Source organism: Marinobacterium profundum, assembly GCF_001528745.1.
GTDB classification, from domain to species: domain Bacteria; phylum Pseudomonadota; class Gammaproteobacteria; order Pseudomonadales; family Balneatricaceae; genus Marinobacterium_A; species Marinobacterium_A profundum.
Map to the genome: position 1 here is coordinate 1 of NZ_BCNS01000126.1, position 19106 is coordinate 19106.

At 53.7% G+C, this 19106-nt stretch carries 13 protein-coding genes; 3 read left to right on the plus strand and 10 right to left on the minus strand.

What is annotated here, in order from left to right; translation table 11 throughout:
• Positions 1 to 179: 179 nt before the first annotated feature.
• The 4 genes from MPRO_RS14185 to gpmI are packed head-to-tail and all read right to left on the minus strand — an operon-like array spanning position 180 to position 5112.
• Positions 180 to 1010 carry a divergent polysaccharide deacetylase family protein gene (locus tag MPRO_RS14185; protein WP_067293847.1) on the minus strand — a complete coding sequence of 277 codons (831 nt, stop codon included), beginning with the start codon at positions 1008 to 1010 and terminating at the stop codon, positions 180 to 182.
• Positions 1010 to 2329, minus strand: a complete 1320-nt coding sequence (locus tag MPRO_RS14190; protein ID WP_281177190.1) for a S41 family peptidase — start codon at positions 2327 to 2329, stop codon at positions 1010 to 1012. Before MPRO_RS14190 ends, MPRO_RS14185 begins: the two co-directional genes overlap by 1 nt.
• A gap of 56 nt (positions 2330 to 2385) precedes the next feature.
• Entirely contained in the window at positions 2386 to 3519 is a 1134-nt protein-coding gene (locus MPRO_RS14195) for a murein hydrolase activator EnvC family protein (protein WP_245635102.1), read from the minus strand.
• A 42-nt stretch (positions 3520 to 3561) separates the two neighbouring features.
• The gene (gene gpmI, locus MPRO_RS14200) at positions 3562 to 5112 is read right to left on the minus strand and encodes a 2,3-bisphosphoglycerate-independent phosphoglycerate mutase (protein WP_067293850.1); all 1551 of its coding nucleotides are present in this window, start codon (positions 5110 to 5112) and stop codon (positions 3562 to 3564) included.
• A 222-nt stretch (positions 5113 to 5334) separates the two neighbouring features.
• Between gpmI and MPRO_RS14205 the strand changes: the two genes are divergently transcribed.
• The 3 genes from MPRO_RS14205 to secB all read left to right on the plus strand — a co-directional run bounded on the left by MPRO_RS14205 (position 5335) and on the right by secB (position 6598).
• The gene (locus tag MPRO_RS14205; RefSeq protein WP_067293854.1) at positions 5335 to 5748 is read left to right on the plus strand and encodes a rhodanese-like domain-containing protein; all 414 of its coding nucleotides are present in this window, start codon (positions 5335 to 5337) and stop codon (positions 5746 to 5748) included.
• 5 nt (positions 5749 to 5753) lie between these two features.
• A complete protein-coding gene (gene grxC / locus MPRO_RS14210) occupies positions 5754 to 6005 on the plus strand; it encodes a glutaredoxin 3 (RefSeq protein WP_067293857.1) in 252 nt (83 codons plus the stop codon).
• A 101-nt stretch (positions 6006 to 6106) separates the two neighbouring features.
• Positions 6107 to 6598 (plus strand): protein-export chaperone SecB, encoded by a 492-nt coding sequence (gene secB / locus MPRO_RS14215; RefSeq protein WP_067293861.1) that lies wholly within the window; start codon positions 6107 to 6109, stop codon positions 6596 to 6598.
• Positions 6599 to 6701: 103 nt separating this feature from the next.
• On the opposite strand, the gene MPRO_RS14220 is transcribed toward secB, so the two are convergent.
• The 6 genes from MPRO_RS14220 to glgB all read right to left on the minus strand — a co-directional run bounded on the left by MPRO_RS14220 (position 6702) and on the right by glgB (position 18142).
• Complete coding sequence (locus tag MPRO_RS14220) at positions 6702 to 8264, minus strand: glycogen synthase (RefSeq protein ID WP_067293864.1); 1563 nt, start codon at positions 8262 to 8264, stop codon at positions 6702 to 6704.
• A 15-nt stretch (positions 8265 to 8279) separates the two neighbouring features.
• A complete protein-coding gene (locus MPRO_RS14225; protein WP_067293869.1) occupies positions 8280 to 9914 on the minus strand; it encodes an alpha-D-glucose phosphate-specific phosphoglucomutase in 1635 nt (544 codons plus the stop codon).
• Between the two features lie 26 nt (positions 9915 to 9940).
• The gene (glgC, locus tag MPRO_RS14230; RefSeq protein WP_067293872.1) at positions 9941 to 11209 is read right to left on the minus strand and encodes a glucose-1-phosphate adenylyltransferase; all 1269 of its coding nucleotides are present in this window, start codon (positions 11207 to 11209) and stop codon (positions 9941 to 9943) included.
• A 66-nt stretch (positions 11210 to 11275) separates the two neighbouring features.
• The gene (locus MPRO_RS14235) at positions 11276 to 13762 is read right to left on the minus strand and encodes a glycogen/starch/alpha-glucan phosphorylase (RefSeq protein WP_067293876.1); all 2487 of its coding nucleotides are present in this window, start codon (positions 13760 to 13762) and stop codon (positions 11276 to 11278) included.
• A 10-nt stretch (positions 13763 to 13772) separates the two neighbouring features.
• A complete protein-coding gene (glgX, locus tag MPRO_RS14240; RefSeq protein WP_245635103.1) occupies positions 13773 to 15893 on the minus strand; it encodes a glycogen debranching protein GlgX in 2121 nt (706 codons plus the stop codon).
• A 17-nt stretch (positions 15894 to 15910) separates the two neighbouring features.
• Entirely contained in the window at positions 15911 to 18142 is a 2232-nt protein-coding gene (gene glgB / locus MPRO_RS14245; protein WP_067293883.1) for a 1,4-alpha-glucan branching protein GlgB, read from the minus strand.
• Between the last annotated feature and the right edge of the window lie 964 nt (positions 18143 to 19106).

Sequence of the window (19106 nt, forward strand, 5' to 3'; positions counted from 1 at the left end):
TCGTCTCAAAAGAGCTCAAAAACTGCCTCATTCAATCGTAGGGAGTGATTGAACGCGCAAGCCCCGAAGGGGTGAAGCACATGGATGTGCTGAACAAAACGGACTTCCCCTCGCTACGATCGGCCAAATCCGACAGGCTGCTAGCCAATCACTCGGTGGACGTGCAACGCGGGGACTGTCTAAGCCATGCCCCAGTGGCGGCGGTGGGTGTTAATCAATCGCGGATCGGCGGGGTTGAGACGGCGAAAATCTGCCTGCTGGCTCAGAAACGCAGACACCGTCAGGCGCTGAAACCCCAGTTCGTCCAGCAGTGGCAGCGCCTCGTAGAGATAATCCAGGGTCACATCATGGGGGTGTCCGATCAGCAGTGCGGAGCCATAGTCACGGGCAATTTTAAGCCCGCGGCGAAACTCACGATGCACAAACTCTGGTGTTTGCTCATGGTCGAGAAAGACATCACGCATCAGTGAAGGTACGCCCTGCTCCTGCGCCACCTGCCAGGCCAAAGTACTCGCCGTGGTCCGGCTGTCTACAAACCACAGGCCGCGCTCGCGCAGCACTTCCATCACCCATTGCATCGGCTCGCGGCTGGCTGTCAGCAGGCTGCCCATATGGTTGTTCACGCCAGCGGCCTGGGGAATCGCATCCAGATCATCGCGCAGAATACGCTGCAGCTCGGCTTTATCGAGATCCGGCGTCAGTGCACCCGGGCCCAGGGCCAGCTGCTGACTGTTGGCCATGGGCGCGTGCAGCATCACGCCCTTGCCCAGGGCGCGGGCTTCCTGCGCCAGGGTACGGCCGTGGTTAGAGTGAGGCAGGAAGGCACAGTTGAGCGGCCCCGGCAGCGCCAGGGTACGACGACCTGATGCTAGGCTATGCCCCACATCGTCGATGACCAGCAGCAGGCGCGGCTGCTCGACGTTGCCCAGGCCTCGCACCCGAGCCAGCGCCGGCAGAGCAGATGCACCGGCCAGGGTTGCGAAACCTGCCAGCAAGGCGCGCCGGCGCATCAACCCTGCGTGAGCGGGGGCTGCAGAATCACCAGTGCCTTGAGCAGATTCAGGGCTTCAAACAACTGAAAATCGCGCTCCACCAGGTTGGCATCCGCACTGTTCTTCACGCCGGCGGCACCATTACCGTTCTCCAGGTGGCCATTCAGATCCCGCTCCTTCACTCGGTCGGCGTTATCGAGGTTGCGCACTTCGGCTTCCTCTACCCGGATATCCGGCACTATGCCCTGGGCCTGAATGGATCGGCCATTGGGGGTGAAATAACGTGCGGTGGTGAGTTTGACGGCCCGGTCCGATGTCAGCGGCAGAATGGTCTGCACCGAGCCTTTGCCGAAGCTGTCAGTGCCCAGTACCAGGCCACGCTTGTGATCCTGCAGCGCACCGGCCACGATTTCAGACGCTGAGGCCGAGCCTGCGTTGATGAGCACCACCATTGGTACCTTGGGCGCCGCCGTGACCGTGCTGGCGTTGAAGCGCAGCTCAGAGTTAGCCAGACGGCCTTCGGTGTAAACAATCAAACCTTCGTCGATAAAGGCATCACTGACTTCAACCGCCGCCTGCAGCACACCGCCTGGATTATTGCGCAGATCCAGCACCAGACCACGCAGTGGGCCTTTGCTTTCCAGCGAATTGATCGCTTTGCCGAGTTCCTTGCCGGTGTTCACCTGAAACTGGGACACCCGCAGGTAACCGTAGCCCGACTCCAGCAGACGATGCTTAACGCTGGCGACCTTAATCCGATCGCGGATCAATGTGATTTCAAAGGGCTTTTCAACACCCTCACGCACAATGGTCAGAACGATGGGCTCATTCGGTTTGCCTCGCATCAGCGCCACGGCCTCGCTAAGCGACAGCCCCTGCACCGGTGTTTCGTCGAGTTTGACGATCAGATCACCCGCCTTAACGCCACCGCGCTGAGCCGGCGTATCATCGATGGGGGCAATCACGCGAATAAAGCCATCCTGCTGCCCCACTTCCAGCCCCAGACCCCCAAATTCGCCGCTGGTGTACTCCTGCAGGTCCTGGTAGGCCTCGGCCTCGAGATAGGATGAGTGCGGATCGAGCCCGGCGATCATGCCGCGGATGGCATCTTCCAGCAGCTTGGCATCGTCGACCGGCTCAACATAGGCGGTTTTGATGCGTTCAAACACCTCGGCAAACAGGCGCAACTCCTCCAGCGGCAGGGTTGGTTCCTCCGCCAGCATTTCCGCGCTATCCGGCTCCGCCTCAGCGAAGGCCGGCGCCACCAGCAAGACAGATAACAGCAGCGCACCGAACATCCTGTTCAGCAGCCCAGGCGCATGAGTCAACAACTTCATAACAGCATCCTTATTCAGTCACAGCGGAAATAGATCAGCGGGCTCACACCGGAACCCTAGCGCCCGGCCAGCCAGCGGCCAGGGTCCGTCGGTTTGCCGTTAAAACGTACCGCAAAATAGAGACTTGGCTCAGTATAGCCGCCACTGTTGCCCACGGTTGCCACCGCATCCCCTGCATCAACCCAGGCACCGGGCTGCTTCAGCAGTCGCTGGTTATGGCCATACAGGCTCATGTAGCCGCCGCCATGATCGATAATCAGCAGCAAGCCATAGCCCCGCAGCCAGTCCGAGAATACCACCCGGCCCTGATGCACCGCACGCACTTCCCGTCCGGCCTGGGCCGCGATCAAGAGACCATCGTAGCTGACGCCGGTATCCGTGTTGCCAAAGGCCCGTACCAGACGCCCGTCCACCGGCCAGGACAGTTTGCCCTTAAGGTCTGGCAAGGAGCGGGTTTCACGCGCCATCTTCGCCGCCTTTAACGCCTTTTCGATCTGCGCCAGCACCGACTCAAGCTGCTTGCGATCACTGTCCAGCCCCTTGAGTTTGCCCTGTTTTGAATCAATCGATTTGGCGAGTTTGGCCAGCGTGGCCTGGCGCTCTTGCCGCACCGCTCCCAGACGCTGCTGCTGGCTTTCAAGCTCGCTGCGCCTTGCCAGCAATTCGGCCTGGGTATCATCCAGCGCCGACTCGGTGCTTTCAAGATCAACCAGTTGCTGCTGATAGAGCGTCAACTGCGCCACCAGTTCCCCATTGATGAGATCGAAGTAGTGCAGCATGCGATCTATCTGTGACGGATCACCCTGGTTCAGCAACAACTGCAGGCGTGGCTGGTTACCCAAACGATACTGCTTACGCAGCTGGCGCTGTAACTGATCAGTACTGGCTGCCAGAGACGTGCGTAGCGCATCGCGGCGCTGCTCGAGATCGCCGGCCCGGCTACCCAGCTGGCCCAGTTTCTGTTCGAGTTCGGCCAGTTGATTGCCCAGCTGGCCGATCTCGGCTTCGCTGTCGCGCAGGGCCTGCTGCAGTGTCTTGCGCTCGCCTTGCTGCGCCTTGATCGAGTTTTGCAGGGCACCGATGTCCTTCTGCAGCCGCTTAATCTGCGCCTCGGTGGCCTGCTTGTCCGCTGCCATCAGCAGGCTGCCCTGCAGAACAAGCAGCACCAACACTAGTATGCGCATCATCATGGAGTAGGAGTCCTGGGGCCACCAGAAGGCGGCCCCGGAGGATCAGTCCCCTGTTACCAGGGACTTGCCGGTCATTTCCCGCGGCTGCTCCAAACCCATCAGGGCCAACAGCGTGGGAGCCAGATCACATAAAGCACCGTCGGCAAGACGTACCTGGGCGGCACGGGGACCGTCATAGATCAGTGCCACTGGCCAGTTAGTGTGAGCGGTGTGAGGCTGACCGGTCTTGGGATTAACCATGAGTTCAACATTGCCGTGATCGGCGGTGATCAGGGTTTCGCCGCCCACTTCACGCATGGCCGTCAGAATCTGGCGAATGCTGTCGTCGATAACTTCGCAGGCCTTGACCGCGGCATCGAACTTGCCGGTATGACCCACCATATCGCCGTTGGCAAGGTTGCAGACGATCAGGTCGTACTTGCCGCTGCGAGCAGCTTCGCACAGCTTTTCGGTGACTTCAGGCGCACTCATTTCAGGCTTGAGGTCATAGGTGGCGACATCGGGAGAAGGCACCAGAATACGATCTTCGCCGGGGTAGACTTCTTCGCGTCCACCATTAAAGAAGAAGGTAACGTGTGCGTATTTCTCGGTTTCGGAGATACGCAACTGCGTCTTGCCAAGGCCCGACAGATATTCGCCCAGGTCGTTGCTGATCGAGGCCGGTGGGTAGGCGCAGGCACAGTCAATGGAGGCCGCGTATTCAGTCATCATCACGTACTCGGCCAATGCCGGGTGCGCGCCACGCTCAAAACCATCGAATTTCTGGTCCACGAAGGCGCGGGTAATTTCCCGCGAGCGGTCAGGGCGAAAGTTGGCGCAGATCACGGCATCGCCATCCGCAACAGTGCCCAGCGCCTGGCCAGCGGCATCGGTCAATACCGTAGCCTGCACAAACTCGTCGTTTTCACCGCGTTCATAAGCAGCCGCCAGTGCTGCCTGGGCGGACTCAAAGCGCTGCGGCGCCTGGCCCTGCGTCATGGCATCATAGGCAACCTGTACCCGATCCCAGCGGTTGTCCCTATCCATTGCATAGTAACGCCCCACCAGGGTGGCAATCGCCCCCACACCGATTTCGGCTAGCTTGGCCTCAACCTTGGCAATAGAGGGTTCAGCCGAGCGCGGCGGCATATCGCGGCCATCCAGCACCGCATGCAGATAGACTGACTTGGCGCCACGCGCTACCGCCATTTCCAGCAGTGCCAGCATATGTTCTTCATGACTGTGCACGCCGCCAGGTGACAACAAACCCAGTACATGCACCGCCTTGCCAGCGGCGATCGCCTTGTCCATCGCGGCGCAGATCACGGTGTTGTCAAAGAAGTCACCGTCGCTGATAGCCTTGGAGATACGGGTAAAGTTTTGATACACCGTGCGTCCGGCACCAATATTCATGTGCCCCACCTCGGAGTTGCCCATCTGGCCATCAGGCAGGCCCACAGCCAGGCCAGAAGTTTCAATGCGCGAATTCGGATTACTCGCCAGCAGAGCATCCCAGGTCGGGGTCTGAGCGGCTTCGATAGCTGAGGATGCTGTGTGCTCGATGCCGAAGCCGTCGAGAATGATCAGTGCTTTGGGGATACGAGTGGCAGTCATGGAAGTTATGGTCCAGATCGGGTTTGCGAAGCGGCCATTTTACTGCGTATCAGACCCTATTGCGACTGGACAGGGCGCGCCAGCAAGCCAATCGCAGCGAAGATTGCCCTTCCCCTTATGCCGCCGCAGTCAGCATTGTATACTTAGCCGCTAATTTTCAGTGCAATTGCAAATTTCAGACTCGAGCATTTGCGAAATCAGGCGTAGTTAACGGAATTCACGATGGAAAACCTGTTCGAATTTGTTGTCAATCACCCCTACCTGATCGCTGCCTGGGTTTTGACCCTGGCCATGCTGCTCTGGAATGAAAGCCGCAAGTCCGGCACCTCTGTCACGCCCAATGAGGCCGTCATGCTGATCAACAAGCAGGACGCCGTTGTGCTCGATATCCGTGCGAAAAAGGAATGGGCCACAGGGCACATCACCGATGCGGTCAACCTGCCCATCGCCGATTTTGACACCCGTATCGGGGAGCTGAACAAGTACAAGACACGCCCAATCATCGTTGTCTGCAACCTGGGCCAGACCGCTGGCAGTGCGACCAAGAAGCTGACCGCGGCCGGCTTTGAACAGGTCACTCGCCTCAGCGGCGGCATGACCGAATGGAAGGGCCAAAACCTGCCCGTTATAAAGTGAGCGCCATGACCGATATCCTTATTTACACCACCGCCTGGTGTCCGTTCTGCATTCGCGCCAAGATGCTGCTCGATGGCAAGGGCGTGACCTATACGGAAATCAACGTCGACAAGGAGCCGGCCAAGCGCGCCGAAATGATGCAGCGCAGCCGCCAGCGTACCGTACCGCAGATTTTCTTTGGCGAAAGCCACATCGGCGGCTGCGACGAGCTCTATGCCCTGGAGCGTCAGGGCAAACTCGACAAACTGCTGGCCTGATCCACCTGAGCGGCGCCCAGCCTCCCTGCCGCCCAGGTACAGCAATACACTGACCCTGTTTTGATGGCAGTGAAATCACGTATACACAAGGAGCAAACAGCATGGCTGAAGAAAACGCACAGAACGGCGCACAGCAAGCCACAGGACCGCAGTTTTCGGTACAGCGGATCTACCTGAAAGACGTATCGCTGGAAGCCCCAGGCACACCGGCCATCTTCACGTCGGCGTGGAAACCTGAAATCAATCTGGACCTGAACACCCGTACCCGTACCCTGGGCGAGAATCACTACGAAGTGATCCTGACCCTGACAGTAACGGCCAAGAACGACGGTAACAATGCCTTCCTGATCGAGATTCAGCAGGCGGGTATCTTCCAGATTTCAGGTCTGGCCGACGCCGAACTGAACCACACCCTGGGTGCCTTCTGCCCCAACATCCTGTTCCCCTATGCCCGTGAGTCGGTCGACAGCCTGGCCACCAAAGCCAGCTTTCCGGCACTGATGCTGGCACCGGTCAACTTCGATGCCCTGTACGCTCAGCAGCTGCAGCAGAAAGCCGCTCAGGCCGCTGAAGGCGAGCCTCAGGCCCATTAAAATGCCATACCGACCCTGAGGCAGCCGCCGAGGGATCGGGACAAAAAGGGGGGCTGTCCATGGACAGCCCCCCTTTTTATTGCGCGCTCGGCAGCCGCCCTTGTCAGGGGTTATACAAAAGCTGCTTATAGGCTTGCGCCGCGTCTGACCACAAAAATCGGGTTTGCCCAGCCGCGGCACGAATGGCCTCCCATTTGGCAGGATCATCCTTTTCCAGCCGCAGAACCTCCTCAAGCCGGGTAATCATGTTTTCGGCCTGCTGCACCAGGCTATCGCCACTGAACGAAAAGCCGTTGGTATTATTCTGCACCGTATTGCGCAACCCCCCAACCTCGTGCACCAGACAGGGCTGCCCCGCACGCATCGCCAACATCTGACTGATACCACAGGGTTCAAACGAACTGGGCATCAGAAAGAGATCACCGCTGCTGTACAGGTGTTGGCCTAGCGACTCGGAGTACCCTTTTAAAAACAAAAAGTTACTATTCCTGGACGCTACTTTTGTGAGGAAACTTTCCAGCTCGGCATCCCCACTGCCCAGCAAGATCAACCGCCCTCTGTCCGCCAGCCGAGTCAGCATCATGTCCAAAGCAGACTTGCCTGAAGGCAGGGTTTGTCGCAACAACAAGGCTTTTTGATCGGTAATGCGGCCAACAGAGGTCAGCAGCATGCCCAACTGCCGCTTTTTACTGCTGCGCCACTCGGAAAGTCGATGGTGGGCGATCAGATGAGTACTCTCCAGCTGCGGTTTGGCCGCCATCCAGACTAACAACTCATTCTGGCAAAGCTCCAGCAACCGGGGGCTGGCTAAAGGCGCAGGTATTGACTCATCATAATCGGCGCCATTCAGTATGCCTGCCAGACGCTGCTCGGCATCGGCTCGCTGCAGATCAGCTTCCAGTCCTTCCCCGCCGAAAAATCCGCGTTGAGGGTCGCTGGGCCGGACGATTTCCTGCACATAGTTGGGCGATACGGCATGTACCTTGTCGCAAAGGTTGATGCCCACCCTCATTGGATTAATACAGTCACGGTATCGAGGATCGCAGATTTCCTCGGCATGAAAATGTACGCCTGGATACCAGGCGGTCAGCGAAGAGCTGTCATGGGCAAATGGGCGGATACCCTGCAGGGCAATATTGTGGATACTGTAGACTGTGCGAATCTGAGCCAGCATGCTGTATTCAGGATGAAAGCGCCGCAGAAATGCCACCATTGCGGCATGCCAGTCATGCAAATGAATAACCTCAAGCTGACCAAAAATACCGTCTTTAATCGCCTGAGCCACAGCCAGAGAAAACAGCGCAAATTTACTGGCATCCGTTGCAAAAGGCCGATCAGGCGGATCATCGCAGTAAATTTTGCCGACACCCCCCACCCCAAAGAGCGGGTGTTCCAGTACCCACTGGGTAACACCTGCAACCGGCGACTTGGCCATTACCTGAAAAACACCGACCAACTCCTCCTGGCCGGCAAAATGGACTTTCACCGTACCGATAACCCGCGCACCGGATTGCCTGGAGAAAAACTGATAACCGGGAATAAGCACATTAACCTGATGCCCAAACTCGGCCAGCGCAGCGGGAATGTCTCGCACTACATCTCCGATGCCACCTACTTTGCCCTTGTCCAGCGCATCGTTTTCGGCTGCCACCATCAATATATTCATACATAGATCCGCTTATCAGGTGATGACATCGGGAGCCTTGCGGCCCGTGCTCGCTTGAATACCCGCGATCTGATCCGCGGCCTCTATCAGCGCAGCCAGCGCCTTTTGCGGATCCTGCCCGATCAGGGCCGGATCTCGCTGATACGAATCAAAATAAACCCGCAGGGTTGCACCCGAGGTTCCGGTTCCAGACAAACGCATGACGATACGGGCGCCATTCTCGAAAAACAGCCGTACTCCCTGCCCTGAGCTTTCACTGCCATCAACCGGATCCCGGTAATGGAAGTTATCGGCCGCCTCAACTTTCAGGCCGGAAAACTCCTTCCCAGGCAGATCGGCCAGCCCATCCCCCAGGCGTTGCATCATCTGCTGCGCAGACCCGCTGTCGACGCCTTCATAATCATGTCGGGAAAAATAATCCCGACCAAAACGCTGCCAGTGCTCTCGTACGATCACGCGTGCCGGCTGCGAACGTTCGGCTATGACATTCAGCCAAAAGAGTACCGCCCAGAGCCCGTCTTTTTCACGAACGTGGTCCGAACCTGTCCCAAAACTTTCCTCACCACAGAGTGTTATTTTCCCCGCATCCATCAAATTGCCGAAAAACTTCCACCCCGTCGGCGTTTCGTAGCAGGGAATATCCAGTGCTTTGGCAACACGGTCAACGGCCCTGCTGGTTGGCATCGATCTGGCGACTCCAGCGAGGCCCTGCTTATACCCGGGCACCAGCTGAGCGTTAGCCGCCAGAACCGCAAGACTATCGCAGGGGTTGATATAAAAACCGCTACCCAGCACCATGTTGCGGTCACCATCACCGTCTGATGCCGCACCAAAATCCATCTCGGCGTCACCGTTCATCACGGCTACCAGCTCGTGCGCATGGACCATATTAGGATCAGGGTGACCGCCACCAAAATCCTCCAGCGGCTCGGCGTTTATAACTGTACCCGGCTTGGCACCCAGCCTTTTTTCAAGAATATCCCTGGCGTAGGGGCCGGTGATCGCATGCATAGCGTCAAAGCACATATTGAATCGCGGATTAGACACCAGCGCCGACATTTTCGGGAAATCAAATATAGACTCCATCAATTCAGCGTAATCGCTAACCGGATCGATAACTTGCACCTGCGTGCCCGCCACCCGCGTCTCACCGACCTTATCGAGATCGATCTCCCCCGACTCAGTGGTCAGGTAGTGATCGATAACCTTGCTGGCCTGAAAAATAGCATCGGTAACAGTCTCTGTCGCCGGACCACCATTTTCACCGTTAAATTTCAGGCCGAAGTCTTCATCCGGCCCACCTGGATTGTGGCTGGCCGACAAGATAATACCGCCACATGTGTTAAATTTTCGGATAACGCAGGATGCCGCCGGTGTAGACAGCAGACCACCCTGACCGATAACAAGCCGGCCAAAACCGCTGGCAACAGCCATTCGAACAATCACCTGAATGGCCTCACGGTTGTAGAACCGCCCATCACCGCCAATGACTAGCGCCTTGCCCTTGCAGTCACCGATAGTGTTGAATATCGACTGAACAAAGTTCTCCAGATAGCCTGGCTGCTGGAACTCCCGCACTTTCTTTCGCAGCCCGGAGGTACCCGGCTTCTGCCCGTCTATGGGACTGGTTTCAACTTTAACTATATTCATGATTGCTGACTCCTGGGCCTGAATCTTCAGGCAAAACCTTCCACTTGTCCCAACATGCCACGGGTCACCAGAACAACACCTTTGTCTGAGACCCTGAATCCGTTGGCCCGATCCTGGTCATGATCATAACCGATGACCATGCCGTCAGGAATTTTGCAGGCCTTGTCGATTATTGCTTTACGAATTTTACAGTGATTTCCAATCTCAACATGGGGCAGAATCACCGATTCTTCAATTTCAGAATAGGAATGTACATGAACCTGACTGAAAAGGACTGACTTTCGAACAACAGATCCCGATATGATACTCCCGCCCGAAACCATAGAGTCCAGCGCCATTCCCCGGCGATCATCATAATCAAACACAAACTTCGCCGGTGGTAACTGTTCCTGGTAGGTCCAGAGGGGCCAGTCGCGATCATAAATATTGAGTGGCGGGACCGTCTCAATAATTTCCATATTCGATTGCCAAAAAGCATCCAGTGTCCCGACGTCACGCCAATATGCGCGCCCACCCGTCGATGGATCACGGAACGGGAATGCCATCACTTTATGCTCGTTGATAATATTCGGTATTATATCATTACCAAAATCATGTGATGAATTTGGATTCTCTGCATCTTTCATCAGCTGATCAAAAAGAAACTGAGTGTTAAAAATATAGTTCCCCATTGATGCCAATGTCAGCTCATCCTGCCCCGGAATTGGAGACGGATTGGCAGGTTTTTCTTCAAAACCGATGACACGGTTATGCTCATCCACCTTCATAACGCCAAAGGCGTTGGCAGCTTCTTCGACTGGAACTTCCAGGCAGGAAACCGTCATGTCTGCACCACTTTCAACATGCTCTGCCAACATGAGACCGTAGTCCATTTTATAAATATGGTCACCGGACAACACCAGTACATATTTAGGCTTAACTGAACGAATAATGTCCAAGTTCTGATAAATAGCATCTGCCGTACCTTGGTACCAATCTTCCGAAAAACGCTGTGAGGCCGGCAGGATCTCGACAAACTCGCCGAGCTCATTTTTGAAGTGACTCCAACCCCGTACCAGGTGCCTAACGAGAGAATGCGCCTTGTACTGAGTCAAAACACCCACACGGCGTATACCTGAATTCACACAATTTGACAGTGGGAAGTCAATGATCCTGTATTTACCACCAAAATAAAGCGCGGGCTTGGCGCGCCAGTCAGTGAGTTCATAGAGCCTTGAGCCACGACCACCTGCCAAAACCAGTGCAAGTGTATCGCGGGTCATACGGCTAACATAACGCGGATTATCTTCAGCCATTTTCAATTCCTCTGTATTACTGTTTTTCTTATTTAACAGAAATTTAAATTTACACGAAAAACTGTACTACTCGTCCCTACTCCATATATCCCGATTATATTCACTTATCGTTCTGTCACTTGAAAAACGACCACTCGAAGCGGTGTTGAGTATGCTCTTCACCGTCCAGCTTTCTCTATCCTGATAGGCCAGTGCGACTTTCTTCTGTGCATCAACGTAACTGCGGAAATCTGCTGCAGTTATCCATGCATCATCTCTACTGCGAATAGATGCACTGACCGCATCGAATACACCTGGTTCAAATTGATTGAAATGCCCGGATTCTACAAGATGCATGACACGAGCGAACTCCTTGTCAGTCTCAATTATCAGGTTTGGATCGTAGCTACTTCTTGCTTCCTGCACCTGCTCTGCATCCAGCCCAAAGAGAAAGAAATTATCCTCTCCTACGGCTTCCAGAATTTCGATATTAGCGCCGTCCAGCGTACCTATGGTCAGAGCTCCATTCATCATGAACTTCATGTTCCCGGTGCCCGAGGCTTCTTTACCCGCCGTGGATATCTGCTCGGAAAGCTCCGTCGCCGGGCATATAATTTCCATGGACGTCACTTTATAATCGGGTAAAAATGCGACCTTCAGCCAGTCTTGGCAGCGTGGATCTTTATTAACAATAGCGGCAACATTATTAATCAGTTTGATAATGGTTTTCGCCATGGCGTACCCGGGAGCGGCCTTGCCACCAATCAGCACAGAGCGCGGCTGCATTCCTTCAGTGTCACCTCGGGTGATACGATCATAAAGATGAATAACATGAAGTACGTTAAGCAGCTGACGCTTGTATTCATGAATTCGCTTCACCTGAACGTCAAAAAGCATATTCGGGTTGAACTGAACATCACATTTACTTTTAACTAGTTCTGCAAGTTTTATCTTGCATGAATGTTTTACATCAATCCAGCGATCACGGAACTCCTTATTTTGTGCAAAGGGCTTCAGCTTTTCCAGATGGTCAAGGTCTGACGTCCAGTCATTACCGATAGTGTCAGTAATCAACGCCTTCAGACTCGGGTTGCAATGGGCTAACCAGCGTCTAGGCGTTACACCATTGGTCTTGTTGTTGAATTTCTCCGGCCACAACTCGTAGAAATCATTAAAAAGGCCTGCCTTCAACAGCTTTGTATGCAGTGCAGCAACACCATTTACAGAGAAAGAACCTACGATCGCCAAATAAGCCATGCGAACTTTTGGGTTATCGCCCTCTTCAATAATGGACATTCTCCGTTGCCGTTCAACGTCTCCGGGATAACGCTGCGCCACCTGAATCAAGAACCGTGCATTGATCTCATAGATAATATCGAGAATCCGCGGCAACAGCGTTTTAAACAGAGATACAGGCCACATTTCGAGGGCTTCAGGCAACAACGTATGGTTGGTATACGCCATCGTTTTTTGCGTGATAGCCCAGGCATCATCCCATTCAAGGAAATAATCATCCATCAGCAGTCGCATTAACTCTGCAATGGCTACCGTCGGGTGAGTATCATTGAGCTGAAAACAATTTTTCGCAGAAAAGTTACTAAAATCTTTTCCATTTCCGTTGCGTTTTACCCAACGATGCAGCACGTCCTGTAAACTGGCAGAGGACAGAAAGTACTGCTGACGCAGACGTAACTCCTTGCCATTTTCGCTTGCATCGTTAGGGTACAAAACCATAGTAATCTGTTCGGCAAGATTTTTTGCCGCTACCGCATCGGTATAACTACCCGCATTAAACTCGTCCAAATTGAACTCATCGGTGGCTTCCGATTTCCAAAGACGCAGAGTGTTAACTGTTCCATTTTGATAGCCTGGCACAGGAACATCATAGGGTACGGCCAATACGTCATTGGTAGAAACCCAACGAGCCCGCTCCTTCCCATTTTGATCCAGGTAATATTCTGTATGACCAAAGAATTTTACACTGCGGGCATTCTCCGGACTCTCAATTTCCCACGGATTACCATTGCGCAACCAATGATCAGGATATTCAACCTGGTATCCATTCTTAATCTTCTGGTGAAACATGCCATATTCATAGCGAATACCGTAACCAGTAACCGGAAGCTGCAAGCTCGCACAGCTATCCAGGAAGCAGGCGGCGAGCCGGCCCAGGCCACCATTACCAAGACCTGCATCCAGCTCTTCTGCATTGACGTCCTCAAGCTCACAGGCATACTGCTGCAAAACGGCACGCATCTGAGCTTCAAGATCCAAATTCAGAACGGCGTTATTTAACGCACGCCCCATCAAAAACTCCAGCGAAAGGTAAGCGACTCGCTTGGGGTTTTGTTCCATGTAACGGTCACGCGTGGCGCGCCAACGCTCCACCAGCCTGTCTCGAACCGTCAGGGCTACGGCACTATACAGATAGTGATGGGAGTCACTATCTTCGTCTCGACCAAGCGTCAGACCAAAGTACCGTTGCAGATCGTCACCGACACTAGCTTCGTCCATACCCAGCTTGATTGGTTTGGCTATTGAATTTACCTGACTTTCCTTCGAATGCGTCTTCATGCACAATTTCCTATGACTTTTCGCTGACACTATCAGCTAGCAATATGCAAACAGACAGCCCTGGCCTTTTTAGCGTGCTGCCTGCTTTAATTTGGTGTTGCACACAATCATTTTTCGTTGCAGTACATTCAGCTGTATCAATCAAAAATTTCCAAGAACCACACCCAGGCTTTAGCGGCAGAGTGAATTTACCAGAGGACTTTCTGTTATTAAAAACAACAAGTAGCTTCTCAGCTTTTCCAGAGGAAGTTAACTGCGACGCACTGGATATAAAATATCCCAGCAGATGATTTTGATGGTCATGCCATTGCTCATCCTGCATATTGTCGCCCGCTGCGTTGACCCAAGAAATATCAGGCATCGCTGGATTATCAGTAGGGTGCACATAGCGAGGCAGCCGAAATCCAGAGTAATATTTACGCAAAGACACTAGCTTCCGGGTAAACTCAAGCAATCCAGTGGATTGCTTTCTCAGCAGGGCCCAGTCGATCCAGTTAATCTCGTTATCTTGACAATAAGCGTTATTATTTCCACCCTGGGTCCGCCCAAGTTCATCTCCGCCCAACAACATTGGAGCACCTTGCGATACCATCAGAGTCACAAGAAAGTTCTTCTGCTGTCTTAGGCGCAAAGCGTTTATTTCTGAACTGGCAGTTGGCCCCTCGACGCCCAGGTTGTCACTTAAATTATCATGATGACCGTCGTTATTATCTTCGCCATTATTAATATTATGGCGCTGATGATAGCTGACCAGATCGTTCAGAGTGAAACCATCGTGGCTGGTGATAAAATTGATGCTTGCACCGGGCCGGCGCCCCGATTTTTCAAAAATATCACTTGAACCGTGTAAACGTTGTGCAAACTCCGGCATGACACCCGAATCACCGCGCCAGAATCTGCGTACGGTATCCCGATAACGGTCGTTCCATTCGCTCCAGGCCGATGGAAATTCACCTAGTTGATAGCCGCCGGGGCCTATATCCCAGGGTTCGGCAATAAGTTTAACGGTCGAGAGTAAAGGGTCCTGAGCAACTGCCTGTAGAAAATTATTATCCTGGCTAAACCCATCAGGTGTACGCCCGAGAATAGGGGCCAAATCAAATCTAAAACCATCGACCTTCATCTCATTCGCCCAGTAGCGCAGGCTGTCCATGACCAGCTGCAGAACTCGGGGGTGATTAATATTCAATACATTTCCGCAGCCAGTATCGTTTATATAATAACGCTTATCCTCAGGCTGAAGTCTATAGTAGGACGCATTATCAATTCCCCTGTAGCTCAGCGTTGGACCAAGATGATCACCTTCGCCCGTATGGTTATAGACGACATCGATAATCACCTCGAGTCCGGCATCGTGAAAGCGATCGACCATCTGGCGAAACTCTGCCGCATCCTTTCCAGACAGATAATCGCTGTGTGGAGCGAAAAAATTCAGGGTATTGTAGCCCCAGTAATTATGCAGCCCGCGAGCCTGAAGAAAATGCTCATCTACATAACTCTGCACCGGCAACAACTCGACACTGGTGATACCCAATGCCTTAAGGTACTCAATGATCTGTGGCTGTGACATGCCCGCGAACGAGCCGCGCAGCGATTCAGGCACCTCCGGATGTAGCATCGTGAAGCCACGCACATGGGCTTCATAGACAACCGTCCGCTCCATTGGCACCTGCCAGGCACGGCCCTGAGGCAGCTCAATCGTGTCCGCACGCTCGGTCACGACCGACTTGGGCATCCACTTGGCATTATCCGAGGCGTCGAACGAACAGTCCTGCGACGGGTCATCCCGCAAATAGGCAAAGTGGGCATCGTTCCAAACAAATCGCCCCTCAAGCTTGCGTGCATAGGGATCCACTAACAGCTTGTGATGATTGAAACGATGCCCCTCGTGAGGATCATAAGGCCCGTACACCCGGTAGCCGTAACAGCAACCGGGCGAGGCCTCCGGCAAATAACCGTGCCAGACATCCAGGGTTTTCTCAGGCAGCGTATAGCGTGCCAGCTCCTCGGTTCCGGATGGATCGAACAGGCAAATATCAACCCGTTCGGCATGTGCTGAAAACAAGGCGAAGTTAGTGCCACGGCCATCGAACACAGCACCCAGCGGATGCATCTTGCCTGGCAACATCATTCGCGAAGGCCTACTCATTAGCTTGCACTGTCCCACTCAAAAATTAGCGTCGCCAGCGGCGGAACCGTGATAACAACCGAGTATGGCTGCCCATTGCAGGGTTCGAACTCGGCCTCAACTCCCCCCCAATTACCAACATTGCTGCCGCCATAACCCTCACTGTCTGTATTCAGGCGCTCAGAATAGTGGCCAGGGTGAGGGACGCCCACACGGTAACCGCTGTGCACTTCAGGTGTCAGATTAGCCACCACCAGCGCGACAGACTCGCCTCGATTGCCTTTGCGTAACCAGGCATACACGGATTGCTGATAGTTATCAGACTGAATCCATTCGAATCCCGCGCCATCGCAATCAAGCTCGTGCAACGCCGGGATCTCCTTGTAGACGCAATTGAGATCCTGAACCAGCGCTTTTACACCGTAATGGCTGCCGTGCTCCAGCAATTGCCAATCCAGACTCTGATCATGATTCCACTCACTCCGTTGGGCAAACTCTCCGCCCATGAAAAGCAGTTTCTTCCCAGGATGCCCCCACATGAAGCCAAAATAGGCGCGAAGATTGGCGAATTTTTGCCAGTCATCTCCGGGCATTTGTTCAATCAGCGAACCCTTGCCGTGAACGACTTCATCGTGGCTCAGTGGCAGAACAAATTTTTCACTAAATGCATAAACAAGACCAAAGGTCATCTGGTCATGGTGGTGCTGGCGGTAAATAGGATCTCGTCCCATATAGGCCAAAGTATCGTTCATCCAGCCCATATTCCATTTATAGTCAAAGCCCAACCCACCCTGCTCTACGGGCTGAGAAACACCAGGCCAGGCCGTTGATTCTTCGGCAATCATCACCACGCCGGGGTAGTTTCTTTTGACCCGGCTATTAACGGATTTTAAAAATTCGATGGCTTCCAGGTTTTCCCTGCCGCCATGCTCATTGGGTATCCATTCACCGTCATTGCGGCTGTAATCCAGGTACAGCATGGATGCCACCGCATCCACTCGCAGCCCATCAATATGAAACTCGTCGAGCCAATAAAGAGCATTGCTCAACAGAAAGCTAATAACTTCGGCGCGGCCATAGTTGTAAATCAGCGTCTTCCAATCCGGGTGAAAGCCCTTGCGTACGTCTTCGTGCTCGTAAAGACAGCTGCCATCAAACTTGCCCAATCCGTGAGCATCGGTGGGGAAATGCCCAGGTACCCAGTCCACCAGTACGCCGATATTATGCTGATGACAGCGGTCGATCAGGTAACGCAGCTCATCGGGGGTGCCGAAACGAATGCTCGGAGCAAACATCCCGACCGGCTGATACCCCCAGGAACCATCAAACGGATACTCACTGATGGGCATCAACTGCAGATGCGTAAAACCCATTTCCACAACATAGGGAATCAGTTCATCGGCCAGTTCCCGATAGCTTAGATAGCGGTTGCCGTCCTCAACCTTGCGCCGCCAGGATCCCGCGTGCACTTCATACACAGCGATAGGCCTGTCTGGCTTTTGCAACGCCGCGCGCTCAGCCAGCCACTGCTGATCTGCCCAGGTATAGCTGGACTCGTACACCACGCGGGAGGCTGTTTCCGGGGGGTGCTGCATGGATCTGGCATAAGGATCCGATTTCAGTGGCAACAGGTTGCCCTGTTCGTCAACAATCTCGTACTTGTAGTGGGCAAAATTCGCCACCGCCGGTACAAAAATTTCCCAGATACCCGACGCCGGGTGTTTACGCATCACGTGGCGACGACCGTCCCAGTAGTTGAACTCACCAACCACAGATACCCGCTGCGCCGAGGGCGCCCATAGCACAAACAGAACGCCGTCAATCCCATCGATAGTGCGCTGACGCGCACCCATCCACTGATAGGTACGTTCCTGGGTTCCCTCGCCAAACAGATAGAGGTCATCGGCACTCAGTACCGACGAAAATCGATAGGGATCTTCCACTTCCAGCTCGACGTCCGCGAAGCGAGCTTTCAAACGGTAGTCAAAACGATTTTTGCGTCTGGGCATAACAGACTCGAACAACCCGTCCTCACTGATCTGCACCATCTTAGCGATCGAGCGACCCTTCTTGCGGTCAACAACCGATACCTCCAGTGCACCGGGCAGAAAGGCCCGAAGCACCAGACCTTTCCCCGCCACATTATCGTGCAGACCCAATACGGAGAAAATATCCGTTAATTTACCACATGCTATGGCACTAATTTGCGACTCATCAAGAGTCGACTGGTCAGATAGATCAGTCTTACTCACGGAAAAGCTCCTGATTTCGCAGGTTTGGATGCATGGAAACATTCATCTCAAATCCACGTTATGTAAGAGACGGACATCGGAAACGTTTCGAGCCACGGATAGTACCTATTTGCAGGAACTCTCAGCATTTTTTGGAAAAACGTTGCCACTTTACGGCCTCAAGGGCCCAAAACATCCGATAACCATAGCCTAAAAAGATAATGTTGGCGGCTACCCCTGCCCGGCTGGCGCTCAAAAATACGCAACGTGCATGCGCATACATCCTGCAACAGGATCCAGCCATCAGCCGCTTCCTCGCCGGCCGAAATGCCAGAAGCCAAATGTCTGTGCTGACAGCCTATCTGCGAGCAGATAGGCCAGTACGTACCTTAATATGTGGTAAATTAACCTAAATTACGTCATTTGTACAAAAAAACATCATTGTGATTACGACAATAATTATCACCCTGAAAGGGTGTAGACATCTCGTTATCACCTGAAGATGCGCATTGAATAGTGAAATTCCCATTATTTCAGCAAGATAGCGGCCGCTTGTTGCATAAACAGGCTCTGAGCATGGCCGCCACGGAACATACGGGAACAACACCTGATTGCGTAAATATTCCTCACTTGGAGTGAGATACCGGACGGATATGTCTCGCACCAGGCTTCAGAACAGCGCTGAAACTAGGAGGCTGTCCGAGAATGCTAGCCGTAGCGAGAGCCGACTGATTTGAGCGGTTTTTTGCGGTGTTTTAAGGCGAATAGTGGTTCTATTTAACGCAAAACAGCACAAAAAACAGCCAAACTCAGGTGGCTCGCAGTCGGTTGAGTATTCTCGGACAGCCTCCTAGATCACTTCCTCGAGCTGTGGCTGCACTCATCGTCTTGCATCGGGAATGGGCCCAATAACGGTTTTGCCATAGACATAGCCCTGCACCCGGCGACAGCCAAACCAAAACAGCAAACCACTCCGCCGCCGGGG